The following is a 14,870-nucleotide window of genomic DNA, read 5'->3' as shown; positions in this document are numbered from 1 at the left end:
TGCTAAGCCTGTTTTGTTTTAGAACCAGCCGCAAAGCAGCGTGATGAGGAAGGCGCCAATCGCAAAGCCGTAAAAAGCGAGACGTGTGCGGTTGCCGACATGTATGTGCATATCATGCAAAATGTAATAAAAGCGGTGGCAGCCGTGCCAAAGCATGGTAAAGACGATACCCGTCAGCACTAAAAAGACCAATTTATGCGCGACAAAGGCATGGATATTAGCATAAAACTGCGCGGGATCGCCGAACATGCCTAGGGGCAGCATGATGCAGACGACTAAAACGACCGGCGCCAATGCCAATGCGGCCACGGTGCCGCCGACGGAAAATAATCCCCAATAAACAGGTTTGAGATGTTTGTGTTGCGACATAGCTCCCTCCTTAAGTCAAGCAAGCGGCGATGATGATTAAGACCAGCGTTACGCCGCCCAATGCAGCCCAGCTGCCCATGATAAGTATTTTATCGGCGACAAAGCCGTTGCCTTTCGGGATTTTGACCGCTTTCGGCATGGCTTCAAACCATGTTTTGCTATTGAGCAGCGAGCCGACAATTACGCCCAGATTAATCAGCACCATCAGAGGGTTTTTCTGAAAAGCCACCCAAGCTTGCCAACTGTCGAGACTGCTTGCCAAGGCAACCAGACCGCAAAAGAGGTTAAGCGCCGCAATAGCGGTCGTAATACTGGTCAGCTCGCGCAGCATATACCATTGATAAAAGCGGCTTGCCATGTACCAGTTATCCGGCTGTTTGTGTTGATAGGGTTTACGCGCCATGAGTCGCCTCCTCTTCTTTTTTCACCATACCCATTGCCCAATACGGCACCGCGGCGGCTTTCGCCTGCTGGATTGCGCCTGCCGGATCCACGTGTTTCGGGCAGACTTCGGAGCAGGCGCCGACAAAGGTGCAAGGCCAAATACCGTTTTCTTCGTTCAGCACCTTAAAGCGTTGTTTTGCGCCCTCATCGCGATTATCGAGATTGTAGCGCTGCGCCAATGCCGTTACCGCCGGCCCGAGAAATTCCGCATTGATGCCGATTTGCGGACAGGCTTGGTAGCAGAGCATGCAGTTGATGCACATGGTGTATTGCTTGAATTTCGCCAATTGCCGCGGCGTTTGCAGATATTCTTTATCGGCCAAGGCGCGCGGATTTTTCGTTACGATGAAAGGACTGATGCTTTCCAAGCGGTCGATAAAGGGCTCGACGTCCACAACCAAATCTTTTTCAATCGGAAACATATCCAATGCGCCGATGATGATTTCGCCGATGTCGGCGTATTCGCGCACGAATGTGGAGCAGGCGAGTTTGGGTTCGCCGTTGACCACCATGCCGCAGCTGCCGCAGACTTCCATGCGGCATGACCAGCGGTAAGCCAAGGTCGGGTCGAATTCGTCTTTGATTAAAGCGAGCGCGTCTAAAATCGACATATCCTGCGTCCACTCGATTTCAAAGGCTTGCGGCCAAGGGCGCTCATCCACTTCAGGCTGATAGCGCATGACTTTTAAAGTAACGGTATTGCTCATGATTTTTGCTCTCCTGCCGCGCCGTACACACGTTGAGCGGGCTGTGATTTTGTAATTTTGACGGGACTGTAATCAATGCGCGGCGCTTCGCCATGCTTGTAATAGGCAAGCGTATGCTTGAGGAATTGCTGGTCGTCGCGCTCCGGATAATCCAAACGCTGATGCGAACCCCGCGACTCTTTGCGTTGTGCGGCGGAATAAATCATCGCTTCCGCCACATCCAACAAATAGCCCAATTCAATCGTGGTCAGCCAGTCCGTGTTGAAGGTATCGCTGTGATCGGTCACTTTCACGCGCTGATAGCGCTGTTTTAAGTCTTGAATGACTGCAATCGCGCGTTCGCAGTTTTCCGCGCTGCGATAAATCCCGATTTCCGCTTCCATCATTTCGCCTAGGGCATTGCGGATATCGGAAGGACGTTCCGTGCCGTCTTTGCGCTGCAATAAATCAAGGAAAGGCTGATAGGTTTTATCGGCAAGGGCGTTAAAGGCTTGCTGATCCAAGGCATGCGCTTGGCTTTGCGCGTATTTAAGCGCGTCTTCGCCCGCCACTTTGCCGAACACCGACAGCTCAGATAAGGAATTCGAGCCTAAGCGGTTCGCCCCGTGAATGCCGACAGAAGAACATTCGCCGACGGCATACAGACCCGCCATTTTCGTTGCGCAGCGTCCATCGGTTTCAATCCCGCCCATCGTGTAATGCGCGGTCGGACGCACCGGAATCGGCTCATGCACCGGATCGACGCCGACAAATTTTTTCGCCAAAGAGCGGATAAAAGGCAGGCGTTCATTAATGTAAGCCTCGCCCAAATGCCGTAAATCCAAATTCACTACCGCACCGCGCGGCGAATCAATCGTGCGTCCTTTTTTCCATTCGTGATAGAAAGCTTGCGATAAGCGGTCACGCGGGCCGAGCTCCATATATTTGTTTTTCGGCTCGCCGATCGGCGTTTCGGGTCCGAGACCGTAATCCTGCAAATAACGGTAGCCGTCTTTATTGGTCAGAATACCGCCTTCGCCGCGACAGCCTTCCGTCATCAAAATCCCCGAACCCGGCAAACCGGTCGGATGATATTGCACGAATTCCATATCGCGCAAAGGCACGCCGTGCCGATAAGCCATCGCCATGCCGTCGCCCGTCACAATGCCGCCGTTCGTATTGTAGCGGAAGACCCGTCCTGCGCCGCCGGTGGCAATAATCACCGCTTTCGCCTGTATCGCCCGTACAATGCCGTTTTGCACGTCATAGCACAATACGCCGTGCAATTTGCCGTCTTCGACCAATAAATCTAAGGCGAAATGTTCGTCAAAACGCTGAATGCTCGGGAATTGCAGAGAGGTTTGGAACAGCGTATGCAAAATATGGAAACCGCTCTTATCCGCCGCAAACCATGTGCGCGGAATCTTCATGCCGCCGAAACGGCGCACATTCACATGCCCGTCGTCTTTGCGCGACCAAGGGCAGCCCCAATGCTCCAATTGCACCATCTCTTCCGTACAATGCTCGACGAAATATTCAACGACATCCTGCTCGCAGAGCCAATCGCCGCCGGAAACCGTATCATTAAAATGGTTTTCCAAACTGTCGTCATCGCGCACCACGCCCGCAGCGCCGCCTTCCGCCGCCACAGTATGAGAACGCATAGGATATACCTTAGAAATTAAGGCGATTTTTGCCTCAGGACTGTTGCGTGCAATTTCAATAGCAGCGCGCAAACCCGCGCCGCCCGCACCAACAATCGCAACATCGCTTTGTATGATTTCCATAAATTGCCTCTCTTGTTTATATATTGTGTCGCTATTGTATCAGACTTACTAAAAAAATATAGATTGTTTGTGATGTTTTCCTATTAAAGCAAATTGAAATCGCCAATCCGCCTGATTGTCTTCTGATAAAATATTGCCTTTTATTAGGCGGGAACAAAATGAAATTTACTTATCTAGCGCTTGTTGCTTGCGCTTTCTGCCAAGTGCAAGCACAGAATTACCAATATGAAGGCATCAATAGCAAACCGAGCTGGAAAGAGCATATCGGCGGCGGTTGGGAGAAGGGGACTCTGCGTTTTCGCACCAGCGTGTACACCGTGTATTACAATCCCAAACCCGAGCATAACAACCACCAGAAACTCATCAATGTGGAATATATCCGTTCTGACGACTGGCTGGTCGGTCTAGCGGTTTTTCGCAATTCTTTCGGACAGCCGACACAATATGTATATCTCGGCAAAGACTGGACCTTATGGCAGCCGACTCCAGACTGGCGGCTGCGCGGCACACTTACCGCCGGACTGCTTCACGGCTATAAAGACGAATACAAAAACAAAATTCCTTTTAATAATTTAGGTATTGCCCCTGCCATCCTGCCTATACTGGGCTTGCAATACAAAAATATCTTTCTTGAAGCGCATTTCTTTGCCACCGCCGGTGTGATGAGCACGGTGGGCTTTACCTATGACTTGGATAAATAAGATGAAAACAATCAGAAAATCTAGCAAATTGGATAATGTCTGCTACGACATCCGCGGTCCTGTTCTCGCCGAAGCCCAGCGTTTGGAGCGTCAGGGACACCGCATCATCAAACTCAATATCGGCAACCCCGCCCCCTTCGGCTTTGATACGCCGAGCGAAATCGTCGAAGACATCATCTCCAACATCCCTAAAGCGCAAGGCTACTCCGATTCCAAAGGCATCTTTGCCGCGCGCAAAGCCGTCGTCCATGAAACCCAGCGCATCGGCTTAAAAGGCGTCAGCGTTGACGATGTTATCATCGGCAACGGCGTTTCCGAACTCATCATGATGTCGATGCAGGCCTTGCTGGAAAACGGCGACGAAGTACTGGTGCCGATGCCCGATTATCCGCTGTGGACGGCGTCAATCCGTTTAAGCGGCGGCAATGCCGTGCATTATTTCTGCGACGAAGAGAACGGCTGGCTACCGGATTTAGAAGACATTCGCAGCAAAATCAGCGCACGTACCAAAGCCATCGTCATCATCAATCCCAATAATCCGACCGGTGCGGTGTACAGTCCGGAAATCCTAAAAGCCATCGCCGCCCTTGCGGAAGAACAGGGATTAATTGTGTTTGCCGACGAAATCTACGAAAAAATCATCTATGACGACGCCGTGCATCATCCGATGTCGCTCTTTGTCAATAATACCCTCTGCGTAAGCTTCAACGGCATGTCCAAGGCTTACCGCGCGGCGGGTTTCCGCGCCGGCTGGCTAGTATTTAGCGGCAACACCCAAATGGCGCGCAGCTACATCGAAGGCGTGGAAATGCTCTCTTCCATGCGCCTGTGCGCCAACGTCATGGCGCAATACGGCATTCAAACCGCCTTAGGCGGCTATCAAAGCATCAATGATTTAGTCGCGGAAAACGGACGTTTGCACGAGCAGCGCGATCAAATGTACCGCAGCATCAGCGCCATTGAAGGACTGAGCATGGTCAAGCCGCAAGGCGCGCTCTACGGCTTCGTTAAAATGGACGTCGAACGCTTTAATATCCATGACGACGAACGCTTTATTTTGGACTTATTGCAGCAAGAACATATCCTCTTTGTTCACGGACGCGCCTTTAACTGGCATCAGTCCGACCATTTCCGCGTCGTCTTTTTGCAATATAAACGCGACATTAGCGAAGCCTGCGAAAAACTTGGACGTTTTCTTCGCAATTACCGCCAAAAATAGCCGAAAAAAATGCAAAAGAGGCTTGACGCGTGCAGGGACTATCAGTAAAATGCGCGCTCTCTTAGCTACTCCCTGATAGCTCAGTCGGTAGAGCAAATGACTGTTAATCATTGGGTCGGCGGTTCGAGCCCGTCTCAGGGAGCCAAGAGTAAATTCCCGATAGCTCAGTCGGTAGAGCGACGGACTGTTAATCCGCAGGTCCCTGGTTCGAGCCCAGGTCGGGGAGCCAAATTCATCAAGCCTAAGTTGCAAAACTTAGGTTTTTTTATTGCACACCTATTCCGTAATGATTGATATAGTCGGAGAAGTGGAAAAGTAGTACAAGGCGGCGAGCCGCAGATAGTACAGAGCGTACGGCAAGGCGAGCCAACACCGTAATACTTTTTCAATTCTTCGACTAGAGTGCGCCAAGAAAAATCATCAAACTCATATAGCACAATTGCCGATTTCAAGCTGAAACCGCCGCCTGCTTGCGCTACAATAGCAGGCATTCCACAGGACAACAGAGAGAATAATGAAATACGCCAGCCTGCTTGAAATTCAAGCACTTGTTCAGCCGCAAATGCAAGCCACTGAAACCCTCATGCAAAAAGAAATGACTTCCGAAGTCCAGTTGGCTAATTTGGTCATGCAATATGCGCTGGGCAACGGCGGAAAACGTTTTCGGCCTTTGCTGACCTTACTCAGCGCGGGCCTATGCAATTATGCGGCAGGGCATGAAATTACCGCCGCCGCTTTTATCGAATTTATACACAATGCCACCCTGCTGCATGACGATGTGGTCGATGAATCCGACATGCGACGCGGGCAGCCCACCGCCAATATCGCTTTTTCTAATGCCGCCAGTGTCTTGGTCGGTGATTTTCTTTATACGCGCGCCTTCCAATTAATGGTGCGCACGCACAATACCGCCGTTATCGAAACCATGGCGCAAGCCACCAATCTCATCGCTGCAGGAGAAGTGATGCAACTTTCCAATATGCACGATCCTGACGTCGACGAAGCCCGCTATTACCGCGTGATAGAGCTGAAAACTGCCGTCTTATTCTCCGCCGCCTGTAAAATCGCCGCGCAACTAGCCGAACAGAAAGCGGAAAACATTCATGCCTTAGCGGAATACGGACGACGCCTAGGCATGGCATTTCAAATGATGGACGACGTCTTAGACTATATGGGCGATGCGCAAATCATCGGCAAATCGCTAGGCGACGATTTAGCCGAGGGCAAACCCACCATGCCGCTCATCCGCGCTCAGCAACAATTAAGCCCGCCTGAGCGCGCGCGCCTGCGTGCCATTATCGAAGCCGGCGAGCGCGAAGCGATAGACGAAGTTATCGCGCTGTTACATAAAACCGATGCGTTGGAATATAGCCGCATTAAAGCCGAAGAAATGGCGCAATCCGCTGGCGATTGCCTAAACATTTTTCCGGATAACGACTACAAAGAAGCGCTAAAAGCCGTCGCCTATCTTGCCGCGCACCGCAATGCTTAAGCGCCTATTGCTTTTAAAATAAGCGATTGGATTGGAAAACAGTCTATTAAACTTGCAAAACGAAACGCAAGAGTCAATTAAGCACATATCAGCTCAAAAAAATTATTCGGCACTTTTGTGTCGATATTGACGCTTTAAAGCGTTTTAACTCCAATACCATCAAACATTGTGGTATTGCATCTTTCAGCACTTTCACGTCAAAGAAAAAACATCGAATAAGTTTTGTTATTTTGCAGAGATTTTTTGCAAAATTTCCTTGAATATCAGATACTTTCCATATCTTCGATAAAAAACCTAGCGACCAATAATAATCGCTAGGTTTATGGATTATTCATATCGCGGATGATTTTGACGCCCACGTATATCAAGAATAATTACTGTAGAATTAGAGCTTCATCGCCTTTTTGCATCTTGCCGATAAGCAGCGGATTTTCGCCCTGCGCGCGTAAGGTCTCGCAGACGGCTTCCGCTTCTTGGGCAGGCACAATGAGCACAAAGCCGACGCCCATATTAAAAGTGCCGAAGCATTCTTCGCGTTTGACATGCGCTTCGATGGCGTGCATCAGCGGCAGACTTGGTAATACGGCGGTATCGACGATCGCGGTTAAGCCTGCACCATAGGCGCGTGGCAAATTTTCAGGCAAACCGCCGCCCGTGATATGCGCCATGCCGTGAATACGGTGCTTGGCAAGGGCGGCTAAGACGGCTTTAACGTATATGCGCGTCGGCGTCAGCAGATGCTCGCCCACCGTTTTTCCGTCAATCACCTGCGTGAAATCCGTAAAAATTTTGCGCAGCAGAGAATAACCGTTGCTATGAAAGCCCGAAGAGGGTAGAGCGATTAAGACATCTCCCGCCTGCACTTGGCTGCCGTCAATCATGGCGGATTTTTCGACCACGCCCACTGCAAAGCCGGCAATATCGTATTCTCCGTCTTGGTAAAAACCCGGCATTTCGGCGGTTTCGCCGCCAATCAATGCCGCACCCGCCTGTTGGCAGCCTTCGGCGATACCTTTGACGATATCCGCCGCCGTTTGCGCATCCAATTTGCCGCAGGCAAGATAATCCAAGAAATATTGCGGCGCCGCGCCATGACAGAGAATGTCATTCACGCACATCGCCACCGCATCGATGCCGATACTGTCGTATTTGCCTAAGGCAAAGGCGATTTTGAGTTTGGTACCGACGCCGTCGGTACCGGAAACCAAGACCGGATCGCGATAGCCGCTTAAATCGTAGAAAGCACCGAAAGCGCCGATTTGCCCGAGAACACGCGGATTATGCGTGGCGGCGGCATAAGCTTTGATGCGGCGAACGGTATCGTAGCCCGCTTCTTTATCCACGCCGGCTGATTTGTAGTCCAAACTCATTCTTCATCGTCTCCAAGGGCAATGAGGCGGCTCAATACTTCCTGATAGGCATTGGTCAGACCGCCCAAATCGCGGCGGAAGCGGTCTTTGTCCAATTTTTCATTGCTTTCCCAGTCCCAAAGACGGCTGGTATCGGGGCTGATTTCATCGGCCAGAATAATTTCGCCCTCTTCGGTTTTGCCGAATTCAATTTTAAAATCAATCAAATGAATATCGCAGGCATCAAATAAATCAAATAAAACGGCATTGATTTCATCGGTTAATTCATAAATGCGGTCTAATTCTTCGTAAGTCGCCAAGCCCAAGGCGACGGCATGATGATCGTTAATCAGCGGATCGCCCAAGGCATCGTTTTTATAGCAGAGTTCATAAATGACGTTTTCAGGCTCGGTACCTTCTTCAATGCCCAAACGGCTTGTCATCGAGCCGGCAATCACATTGCGCACAATCACTTCCAAAGGAATGATGCTGACTTTTTTGCACAGCTGTTCGCGTTCGTTTAGCGTATCCAAATGATGTGTGGGAATGCCGGCGGCTTTGAGGGCGGAGAAAATAATGGTACTGATTTTATTATTTAAAATCCCCTTATTTTCAATCACATCATGTTTCGCTCCATTGCCGGCGGTGGCATCGTCGTTGTAGTGAATAATCACTTGATCCGCCGCATCGGTGGCGTACACCGCTTTTGCTTTGCCCGTATACAGCAAGTCTCTTTTTTCCATCATCTATCTCCTTAAAAAAATCAGCCGCCTAAACCATATAAAACCATTAAAACATCAACCGCTTGATCGGAAGTCAAATCGCCGTTAATCACATGCTGTTCCAAATCACTACCGATGCCTTCGTCTTTGTCGCCGAAACGGCTGTTCGGCGAGCTACCCATTTTCATGCGTTCATGGCGTTGGGCAATGCCTGCGGGGCTACGGTCAATTCCCGCAAAACCATTGGCTTGGTTAGCGGCAATAATTTGCGCGAGAATTTCGCGGGCTTTGCTTTCATACATAATGCTGACTCCTGATGTTTAACGGAAGGCTTGAACGCCTGCTTGGAAAATATTCTGCGGACGGAAATTAGGGTGGTTTTTATACAATCCCGGACGGTAGCGCTCGCTGTGCCCCATTTTGCCCAAGATGCGCCCGCAAGGACTGGTAATGCCTTCAATGGCATAGCGCGAACCATTGGGATTGTGCGCGGGATTCAGGCTGGGATTCAATGTAAAGGGATCAATATATTGCGTGGCAATTTGTCCGTTGTTAATCAATAGATTGAGATTGTCTTCATCGGCATAAAAACGTCCTTCGCCATGCGAAAATGCCACGTCGTGCACCTCGTTAAGGGCAAAATTTGCCAGCCAAGGGCTTTGATTGTTCACGATTTTAGTACTGGCAATGCGGGCGATATGACGCTGAATGCGGTTATGCGCCAAGGTGGGATTGCCGATTTGCGGCGAACGGATTTCACCGAAAGGCAGCAATCCGCTTTTCACTAAGGCTTGGAAACCGTTACAAATGCCGAGAATCAAACCGTCACGCGCCAGAAAATCTTCTATTGCTTCGCGGATTTGCTGATTAAACAGCAGATTGGCAATGAATTTGCCCGAGCCGTCAGGCTCGTCGCCTGCGCTGAATCCGCCGCTTAAGACGAAAATTTGGCTGCTTCGCAGCGCTTCGCTTAATCGATTAAGCGAGGATTGGATATCTTCTTGATTGCGGTTGCAAATCACGCTTTCTTCCACAATACCGCCCGCCAAGCGGAAAGCGCGTGCCGTATCCAATTCGCTGTTGGTGCCGGGAAAGACGGGCAGACAGATGCGCGGCTGCGGCGTTTTATAGCTGATGGCTTTGGCTTTGGACAAATTCGCCGGAGCAATTTCTGGCGCACTGCCTTCCTGTTTTTCCGGATACAGCGGATAAATCTCGCTCAGAGTTTGGCTCAGCGGCATCAATTTGTCCAAATCAATTGATTTGCCGTCAATTGTGATAGCGGCTTTATCGCTGGTGTAGCCGATATGGCTGAGATGTTGGCTAATGCCCAAGCCGCCTTTGCTAGAGATGAGGAAACCGCCGTATTCCGGCAGGAATAAATCCGCTTCCTCCACATTATCAATCACGCAGCCGATGCGGTTGCCTAAGCAGCTTTCATAGAGCGCCTGTATCAAGCCGCCGTGGCGAATGCTGCGAATAGAACGTACCACGCCGTCTTCAATCGCTTCGCGGATAAAATCATTATGCTGCAAAAGGGCTTCAAAATCAGGACGACCTAATGAGTCTTGCGGGCAGCGCAGCCAATACAATTGATGCTCGGCGGCTTTAAATTCCGGACTGATAACGTCTTTAAGCAAGGCGGTGCCGACGGCAAAAGCAATCAAGGTCGGCGGTACGTCCAAATGGTTAAAAGAACCGCTCATGCTGTCTTTGCCACCGATTGCCGCGCGCCCCAAAGCGCTTAGGGCATGATGGGCGCCCAATAGAGCGGCAAACGGTAAGCCCCAGCGACAGGGATCTTGTCCCAATTTCGGGAAATATTCCTGCAAAGAGAAATGGCTGCGACGGATATCGCCGCCGGTGGCAATCAAACGTGCCGAGGCTTCCGCCACCGCATTCATCGCGCCGTGATAAGGACTGTCGGCGCTGCTGTCGGGATGAAATCCGTAGGCGAGAATCGAAGCGGTATCGCAGAGTGTTTCCGTTGGCAAGGCATAGGCACCGGCTTCAATCGGGCTGGCGCTAAAGCGTCCGCCGTACGGTTTAAGCACGCAGGCCGCGCCGACATTGTAATCAAAGCGATCGCCCAAACCGCGCAAATCGGCATGGTTGAGGTCTTGCAATTGAGTTTGCAAACGCGCGAGCCAATCGTCCTGCTCCGCCGTTTCTTGCCTCTCTGATGCGACATCGGCAATCTCTACCTGCGCCTGCACATTTTGCGCGCCGTTGCTGTCTAAAAACGCACGCGAAAGCGAGACGATTTCATCGTCGCGCCAAGTCATGACCAAACGCGCTTCTTCAGTAACCTCGGCAATCACGCTTGCGGCAAGATTTTCCGCCTGCGCCAATGCCTGAATTGCCGCCACATCTTCAGCCGCCACCACAATCGCCATCCGCTCTTGGGATTCGCTAATCGCCAATTCCGTGCCTGAAAGTCCTTGATATTTAACGGGAATAGCATCCAAATTAATCCGTAAACCTGCCGCCAATTCGCCAATCGCCACCGATACGCCGCCGGCGCCGAAATCGTTGCAGCGTTTGATTTTTTTGGCAAAAGCCGCTTGGCGGAACAGACGCTGCAATTTGCGTTCTTCCGGCGGATTGCCTTTTTGCACTTCCGCCGCGCTTTGGCTTAAAGAATCCTGATGCTGTTCGCGCGAAGAGCCGGTTGCGCCGCCGCAGCCGTCGCGTCCTGTCGTCCCGCCTAAGAGAATGACCACATCGCCTGCCTGCGGTTCTTCGCGCCGCACATGATCGGCAGGCGTGGCAGCGACTACTGCGCCGACTTCCAAATGTTTCGCCGCATAGCCTGAATGATAGAGTTCGACCACTTGTCCGGTGGCAAGCCCGATTTGATTGCCATAGGAAGAAGCGCCGGCGGCAGAACGCTGCGCAATCACGCGTTGCGGCAATTTGCCTGCCAAGGTGTCGCCGATATGCTGTCTCGGATCGGCAGAGCCGGAGAGGCGCATCGCCTGATACACATAAGCGCGTCCCGACAGCGGGTCTCGAATCGCACCGCCGATGCAGGTGGAAGCGCCGCCGAAAGGCTCGATTTCGGTGGGGTGGTTATGGGTTTCATTTTTAAATTGCAAAAGCCAAGGGCGGGTTTCGCCGTTTTCTTTAATATCGACAAACACCGAGCAGGCATTCACTTCGGCGGAAAATTCCACATCGGGCAAATTACCCTGCTGACGCTGATATTTGGCATCAATAGTTGCTAATTCCATCAGACTGACGGGATGTTGCGCCGCCGCAGCACCGTAAACAGCTTCGCGCTTGGCGAGAAAGTCTTGATAATCCGCCTGCATGGCTTGCCCCAAAGCACTATTGGGAAAACGGATATTTTCCAAAGTCGTAGCGAAAGTGGTATGGCGGCAATGGTCTGACCAATAGGTATCCAACACGCGGATTTCCGTTTCGCTCGGCGCGCGATTTTCTTGGCGGAAATAGTCTTGCACCAAAGCCAAATCGGCAAACGTCATCGCCAAGCCTTGCTGCTGGTGCCAAGCGGCTAATTCCTGCGCGGAGAGTCGGGTAAACGCTTCAAAACGCGGCACAGCTTGCGGCTCCTGCGCTTGCGGTAAACTTTTGTCTTCAAGATTTTTCTCACGCGCTTCAATCGGATTGATGAAATATTGCTTAAGACGCTCGAGCTCTTCCGTATTCAATTGTCCGCTGACCAGATAAGCAATGGCGGAGCGGACGGTCGTTTGCGCAAAGTCGGGATGCAAAAGCGCCAAACATTGTTCGGCGGAATCCGCTCTTTGGTCGAATTGTCCGGGCAGCGGTTCAATCACAAATACCGCATCCGCCGCCGGCAATTCCTCTAAAACTTCATCGGTAACGGGATCGGCAAAAACTTGCCGCAGCGCCTGCTCAAAATGCGCCTGCGGCGCCTCATACAGGTCATAAACGGCAATCGTTTCAATGCCGAGCAAATCGGCAATATTGAGTTGGGCTTTTAGCGTCGCGATATCGGCGGGGGCGCTGCGAAAGGCTTTAAGTTTGCGGATGTATAGGCGTTGAAACATAATTATGCGGTCATTTATAAAAAAAGAAATTTTAACATAAGGCGTTTGCAGAGATGCGAAAGATTAGGGGGTGTAGATTTTAGCATGGGGTAGGGCGTTGTCGGCATCGGGTGGCAATGCAAGCTGCAAATGCTTGCACAAATAGGCTTCGCGCCAATTCTTGCTCGCCCATACGCTGATGAATAGCGCCAAAAGCCCGGCGAAAAATTGCAGCCATGCGGCAAAATGCTGTGTTACAAACAATGCGCTTAAAAAACTCAAGAGCGGCAAACCGTAAATCATGAGCGTAAGACGCTGCAACGCCGTTGCGGATAATTGCAGTTCTAAAAAGCCGCTGTTTGCCGGTAAATCCTGCGGACGCGGCAATTCAAAAACATTTTCGCCGATAAAACCGCGAAACCAAGGATTCTGCCCGCAGCCTTTGCCTGCCGCGCATTGCGGACAATCGGCAATTTGATTGACGGCTTGTAGGCGCAATACCTTGCCGTTATCCGCACAAACCCGTACAGGAATCGAAAGCCAAGCCATTATTTGCGTCTAATAAAAAAGCGGCGCAATTGCCGCTCTTTTCTGATTAAGAATACACCCATTGACGTACAGGTCCTGAGTCTACATGAATAAAATTCGAGCCGCGATATTGTCCGATACCGCCGGCATTCAAACGCTGCGCTATTGTTTTCAATTGACGGGAATTATAACCTTTAATCGCAATATCCGCCGCCATTGCTTTCAAATGATAGCTGTTTTTGCCCACATTGCGCGAACGGCGCGCCAACATTTGGTTGGTAGCGGGAGAGCGGTAGCCGCTATTAAGCTGAATGACCTGATTATGCCCCACATTGCTTTGGATATAATGCAAAATATTCAGCAAATCAATATCCACCGGGTGTACGCTTTCTTGACGGAAATCGCGGAAAAAACGGCTGATTTCATCGATAGAAGGTTGGATATAGCCATAATCCGGCGCCCAATATACCGTGCGGATCGTTTCGGCGGTATGCGGGTTATACATGCTGATCATGCGTTCGCGACTGGAAGCGGCTTTAGCCCATTGAGCGGGCAGTAGTAATCCGGCAGTTGCCATCATGGCGGTTTTCACGAAAACACGGCGCGATTGGCGAGTGCAGCAAGGACAATCTTCAGGATGTGCAAAATCAGCCGTTGTTACAGGACGATAAGATGATGAGTGAGACATGCAAAAAATTCCGTTGAGATGTTGGGGCGCGAATATAAAAGAATTTTAGTATGAATGCAAGGCAATGTTCGCGTCATTTTTTGATGTTTGGTGGCTACGCCCTGACTCGAACAGGGGACCCCAACATTATGAGTGTTGTGCTCTAACCAACTGAGCTACGTAGCCATCAAGGGTGCGAATTATGCGCAAATGCCCCCAAGCTGTCAATGCCCTTTTCTACAAAAAAAGCATTTTTTCGCTAAAGTCATGAATTTTAGGCAATCATTATTTTGTCCGCAAAAGCCGCTACAATAGGCGCCAAAGGAGTAAACATGAAATTCGTCCTATTTTTTCTTATCACGGGGCTGATTGTCCGCCATTTGATGCAGCAAAGAAAACAAAACGCCCTGCAACAGCAGCGTTTGCAGCAGGAAAAAGCGGCAAAGCAGGCGGCTTTTGTCAAGGAAACCGATGCCTTAAATCCGCATTTGCGCCGTAAAGAACCGCCGACGGATTAAAGCAACACGCCTTTAATCCATTCGATAGCAATGATTTTTTCCTTATCCGCAGTCAGCAGCACGGCATCAAAGCGGCAATCGGGCATCTCGGTATAATGCTGCTGTAAATACTGTTGAGCGGCACGCTTCCATTTTTGCTGTTTGCTCATATTGATAGATTGGGCGGCGCTGACCATTGCATTTGCTTGACGCAGACGCACTTCCACAAAGACGAGACTGTCGCCGTCTTTGGCAATCACATCAATTTCGCCGCAGGGATAGCGGACATTTTTCGCTACAATATGCAGCCCTTGCCGCTTGAGAAATTGAACGGCGGCTTTTTCGCCTTCTTGTCCGCGCCGCAAATGGCGTGCTAATAATTTAATCATGGAG

Annotated in this window: 15 protein-coding genes and 3 tRNA genes; 6 read left to right on the top strand and 12 right to left on the bottom strand. The window is 50.7% G+C overall.

Annotated features, from left to right (window positions below):
- Window positions 1–18: 18 nt before the first annotated feature.
- The 4 genes from frdD to frdA are packed head-to-tail and all read right to left on the bottom strand — an operon-like array spanning window position 19 to window position 3,286.
- Window positions 19–369, bottom strand: coding sequence for a fumarate reductase subunit FrdD (gene frdD, locus DYC63_RS10590; protein WP_115219187.1), 351 nt, complete (start codon window positions 367–369; stop codon window positions 19–21).
- Window positions 370–379: 10 nt separating this feature from the next.
- The gene (locus tag DYC63_RS10585; protein WP_115219186.1) at window positions 380–772 is read right to left on the bottom strand and encodes a fumarate reductase subunit C; all 393 of its coding nucleotides are present in this window, start codon (window positions 770–772) and stop codon (window positions 380–382) included.
- Entirely contained in the window at window positions 762–1,520 is a 759-nt protein-coding gene (locus DYC63_RS10580; protein WP_115219185.1) for a succinate dehydrogenase/fumarate reductase iron-sulfur subunit, read from the bottom strand. The genes DYC63_RS10585 and DYC63_RS10580 overlap by 11 nt, the downstream gene beginning before the upstream one ends.
- Window positions 1,517–3,286: a fumarate reductase (quinol) flavoprotein subunit gene (gene frdA / locus DYC63_RS10575; protein ID WP_115219184.1), complete on the bottom strand. Its 1,770-nt coding sequence runs from the start codon at window positions 3,284–3,286 to the stop codon at window positions 1,517–1,519. The genes DYC63_RS10580 and frdA overlap by 4 nt, the downstream gene beginning before the upstream one ends.
- Window positions 3,287–3,444: 158 nt before the next feature.
- Between frdA and DYC63_RS10570 the strand changes: the two genes are divergently transcribed.
- From DYC63_RS10570 to DYC63_RS10550, 5 genes are all read left to right on the top strand, one after another.
- The gene (locus DYC63_RS10570) at window positions 3,445–3,987 is read left to right on the top strand and encodes a hypothetical protein (protein WP_115219183.1); all 543 of its coding nucleotides are present in this window, start codon (window positions 3,445–3,447) and stop codon (window positions 3,985–3,987) included.
- Window position 3,988: 1 nt separating this feature from the next.
- Complete coding sequence (locus DYC63_RS10565) at window positions 3,989–5,206, top strand: pyridoxal phosphate-dependent aminotransferase (RefSeq protein WP_115219182.1); 1,218 nt, start codon at window positions 3,989–3,991, stop codon at window positions 5,204–5,206.
- A gap of 69 nt (window positions 5,207–5,275) precedes the next feature.
- Window positions 5,276–5,351: transfer RNA gene (locus DYC63_RS10560), tRNA-Asn, on the top strand.
- A gap of 8 nt (window positions 5,352–5,359) precedes the next feature.
- Window positions 5,360–5,435 (top strand) — tRNA-Asn (locus tag DYC63_RS10555).
- A gap of 285 nt (window positions 5,436–5,720) precedes the next feature.
- The gene (locus DYC63_RS10550) at window positions 5,721–6,698 is read left to right on the top strand and encodes a polyprenyl synthetase family protein (RefSeq protein WP_218564614.1); all 978 of its coding nucleotides are present in this window, start codon (window positions 5,721–5,723) and stop codon (window positions 6,696–6,698) included.
- A gap of 374 nt (window positions 6,699–7,072) precedes the next feature.
- Here DYC63_RS10550 and purM read toward each other — a convergent pair whose 3' ends face one another.
- From purM to DYC63_RS10515, 7 genes are all read right to left on the bottom strand, one after another.
- Entirely contained in the window at window positions 7,073–8,068 is a 996-nt protein-coding gene (gene purM / locus DYC63_RS10545; protein ID WP_115219181.1) for a phosphoribosylformylglycinamidine cyclo-ligase, read from the bottom strand.
- On the bottom strand, window positions 8,065–8,790 hold the full coding sequence (purC, locus tag DYC63_RS10540) for a phosphoribosylaminoimidazolesuccinocarboxamide synthase (RefSeq protein WP_115219180.1): 726 nt from the start codon (window positions 8,788–8,790) through the stop codon (window positions 8,065–8,067). Before purC ends, purM begins: the two co-directional genes overlap by 4 nt.
- Before the next feature lie 20 nt (window positions 8,791–8,810).
- A complete protein-coding gene (locus DYC63_RS10535) occupies window positions 8,811–9,071 on the bottom strand; it encodes a hypothetical protein (RefSeq protein WP_115219179.1) in 261 nt (86 codons plus the stop codon).
- Between the two features lie 18 nt (window positions 9,072–9,089).
- Window positions 9,090–12,806, bottom strand: a complete 3,717-nt coding sequence (locus DYC63_RS10530) for a phosphoribosylformylglycinamidine synthase (protein ID WP_115219178.1) — start codon at window positions 12,804–12,806, stop codon at window positions 9,090–9,092.
- A gap of 63 nt (window positions 12,807–12,869) precedes the next feature.
- The gene (locus DYC63_RS10525) at window positions 12,870–13,334 is read right to left on the bottom strand and encodes a SoxR reducing system RseC family protein (RefSeq protein ID WP_115219177.1); all 465 of its coding nucleotides are present in this window, start codon (window positions 13,332–13,334) and stop codon (window positions 12,870–12,872) included.
- Window positions 13,335–13,380: 46 nt separating this feature from the next.
- The gene (locus tag DYC63_RS10520) at window positions 13,381–14,001 is read right to left on the bottom strand and encodes a YcbK family protein (RefSeq protein WP_115219176.1); all 621 of its coding nucleotides are present in this window, start codon (window positions 13,999–14,001) and stop codon (window positions 13,381–13,383) included.
- A gap of 88 nt (window positions 14,002–14,089) precedes the next feature.
- Window positions 14,090–14,166, bottom strand: a tRNA-Met gene (locus DYC63_RS10515).
- 146 nt (window positions 14,167–14,312) lie between these two features.
- Between DYC63_RS10515 and DYC63_RS10510 the strand changes: the two genes are divergently transcribed.
- Window positions 14,313–14,498: a hypothetical protein gene (locus DYC63_RS10510; protein WP_115219175.1), complete on the top strand. Its 186-nt coding sequence runs from the start codon at window positions 14,313–14,315 to the stop codon at window positions 14,496–14,498.
- Here DYC63_RS10510 and DYC63_RS10505 read toward each other — a convergent pair.
- Entirely contained in the window at window positions 14,495–14,866 is a 372-nt protein-coding gene (locus DYC63_RS10505; RefSeq protein WP_115219174.1) for a YraN family protein, read from the bottom strand. The genes DYC63_RS10510 and DYC63_RS10505 overlap by 4 nt on opposite strands.
- Window positions 14,867–14,870: the final 4 nt, after the last annotated feature.

Source organism: Suttonella indologenes (assembly GCF_900460215.1).
Taxonomy (GTDB): Bacteria; Pseudomonadota; Gammaproteobacteria; order Cardiobacteriales; family Cardiobacteriaceae; genus Suttonella; species Suttonella indologenes.
The sequence above is the reverse complement of the archived record's forward strand: the minus strand, read 5'-3'. Positions and strand labels throughout refer to the sequence as shown.

Bases quoted from the DNA above. Each gene is read 5' to 3' on its own strand.
- frdD (WP_115219187.1), bottom strand. From the start codon at position 369: ATGTCGCAACACAAACATCTCAAACCTGTTTATTGGGGATTATTTTCC.
- DYC63_RS10585 (WP_115219186.1), bottom strand. From the start codon at position 772: ATGGCGCGTAAACCCTATCAACACAAACAGCCGGATAACTGGTACATG.
- DYC63_RS10580 (WP_115219185.1), bottom strand. From the start codon at position 1,520: ATGAGCAATACCGTTACTTTAAAAGTCATGCGCTATCAGCCTGAAGTG.
- frdA (WP_115219184.1), bottom strand. From the start codon at position 3,286: ATGGAAATCATACAAAGCGATGTTGCGATTGTTGGTGCGGGCGGCGCG.
- DYC63_RS10570 (WP_115219183.1), top strand. From the start codon at position 3,445: ATGAAATTTACTTATCTAGCGCTTGTTGCTTGCGCTTTCTGCCAAGTG.
- DYC63_RS10565 (WP_115219182.1), top strand. From the start codon at position 3,989: ATGAAAACAATCAGAAAATCTAGCAAATTGGATAATGTCTGCTACGAC.
- DYC63_RS10550 (WP_218564614.1), top strand. From the start codon at position 5,721: ATGAAATACGCCAGCCTGCTTGAAATTCAAGCACTTGTTCAGCCGCAA.
- purM (WP_115219181.1), bottom strand. From the start codon at position 8,068: ATGAGTTTGGACTACAAATCAGCCGGCGTGGATAAAGAAGCGGGCTAC.
- purC (WP_115219180.1), bottom strand. From the start codon at position 8,790: ATGGAAAAAAGAGACTTGCTGTATACGGGCAAAGCAAAAGCGGTGTAC.
- DYC63_RS10535 (WP_115219179.1), bottom strand. From the start codon at position 9,071: ATGTATGAAAGCAAAGCCCGCGAAATTCTCGCGCAAATTATTGCCGCT.
- DYC63_RS10530 (WP_115219178.1), bottom strand. From the start codon at position 12,806: ATGTTTCAACGCCTATACATCCGCAAACTTAAAGCCTTTCGCAGCGCC.
- DYC63_RS10525 (WP_115219177.1), bottom strand. From the start codon at position 13,334: ATGGCTTGGCTTTCGATTCCTGTACGGGTTTGTGCGGATAACGGCAAG.
- DYC63_RS10520 (WP_115219176.1), bottom strand. From the start codon at position 14,001: ATGTCTCACTCATCATCTTATCGTCCTGTAACAACGGCTGATTTTGCA.
- DYC63_RS10510 (WP_115219175.1), top strand. From the start codon at position 14,313: ATGAAATTCGTCCTATTTTTTCTTATCACGGGGCTGATTGTCCGCCAT.
- DYC63_RS10505 (WP_115219174.1), bottom strand. From the start codon at position 14,866: ATGATTAAATTATTAGCACGCCATTTGCGGCGCGGACAAGAAGGCGAA.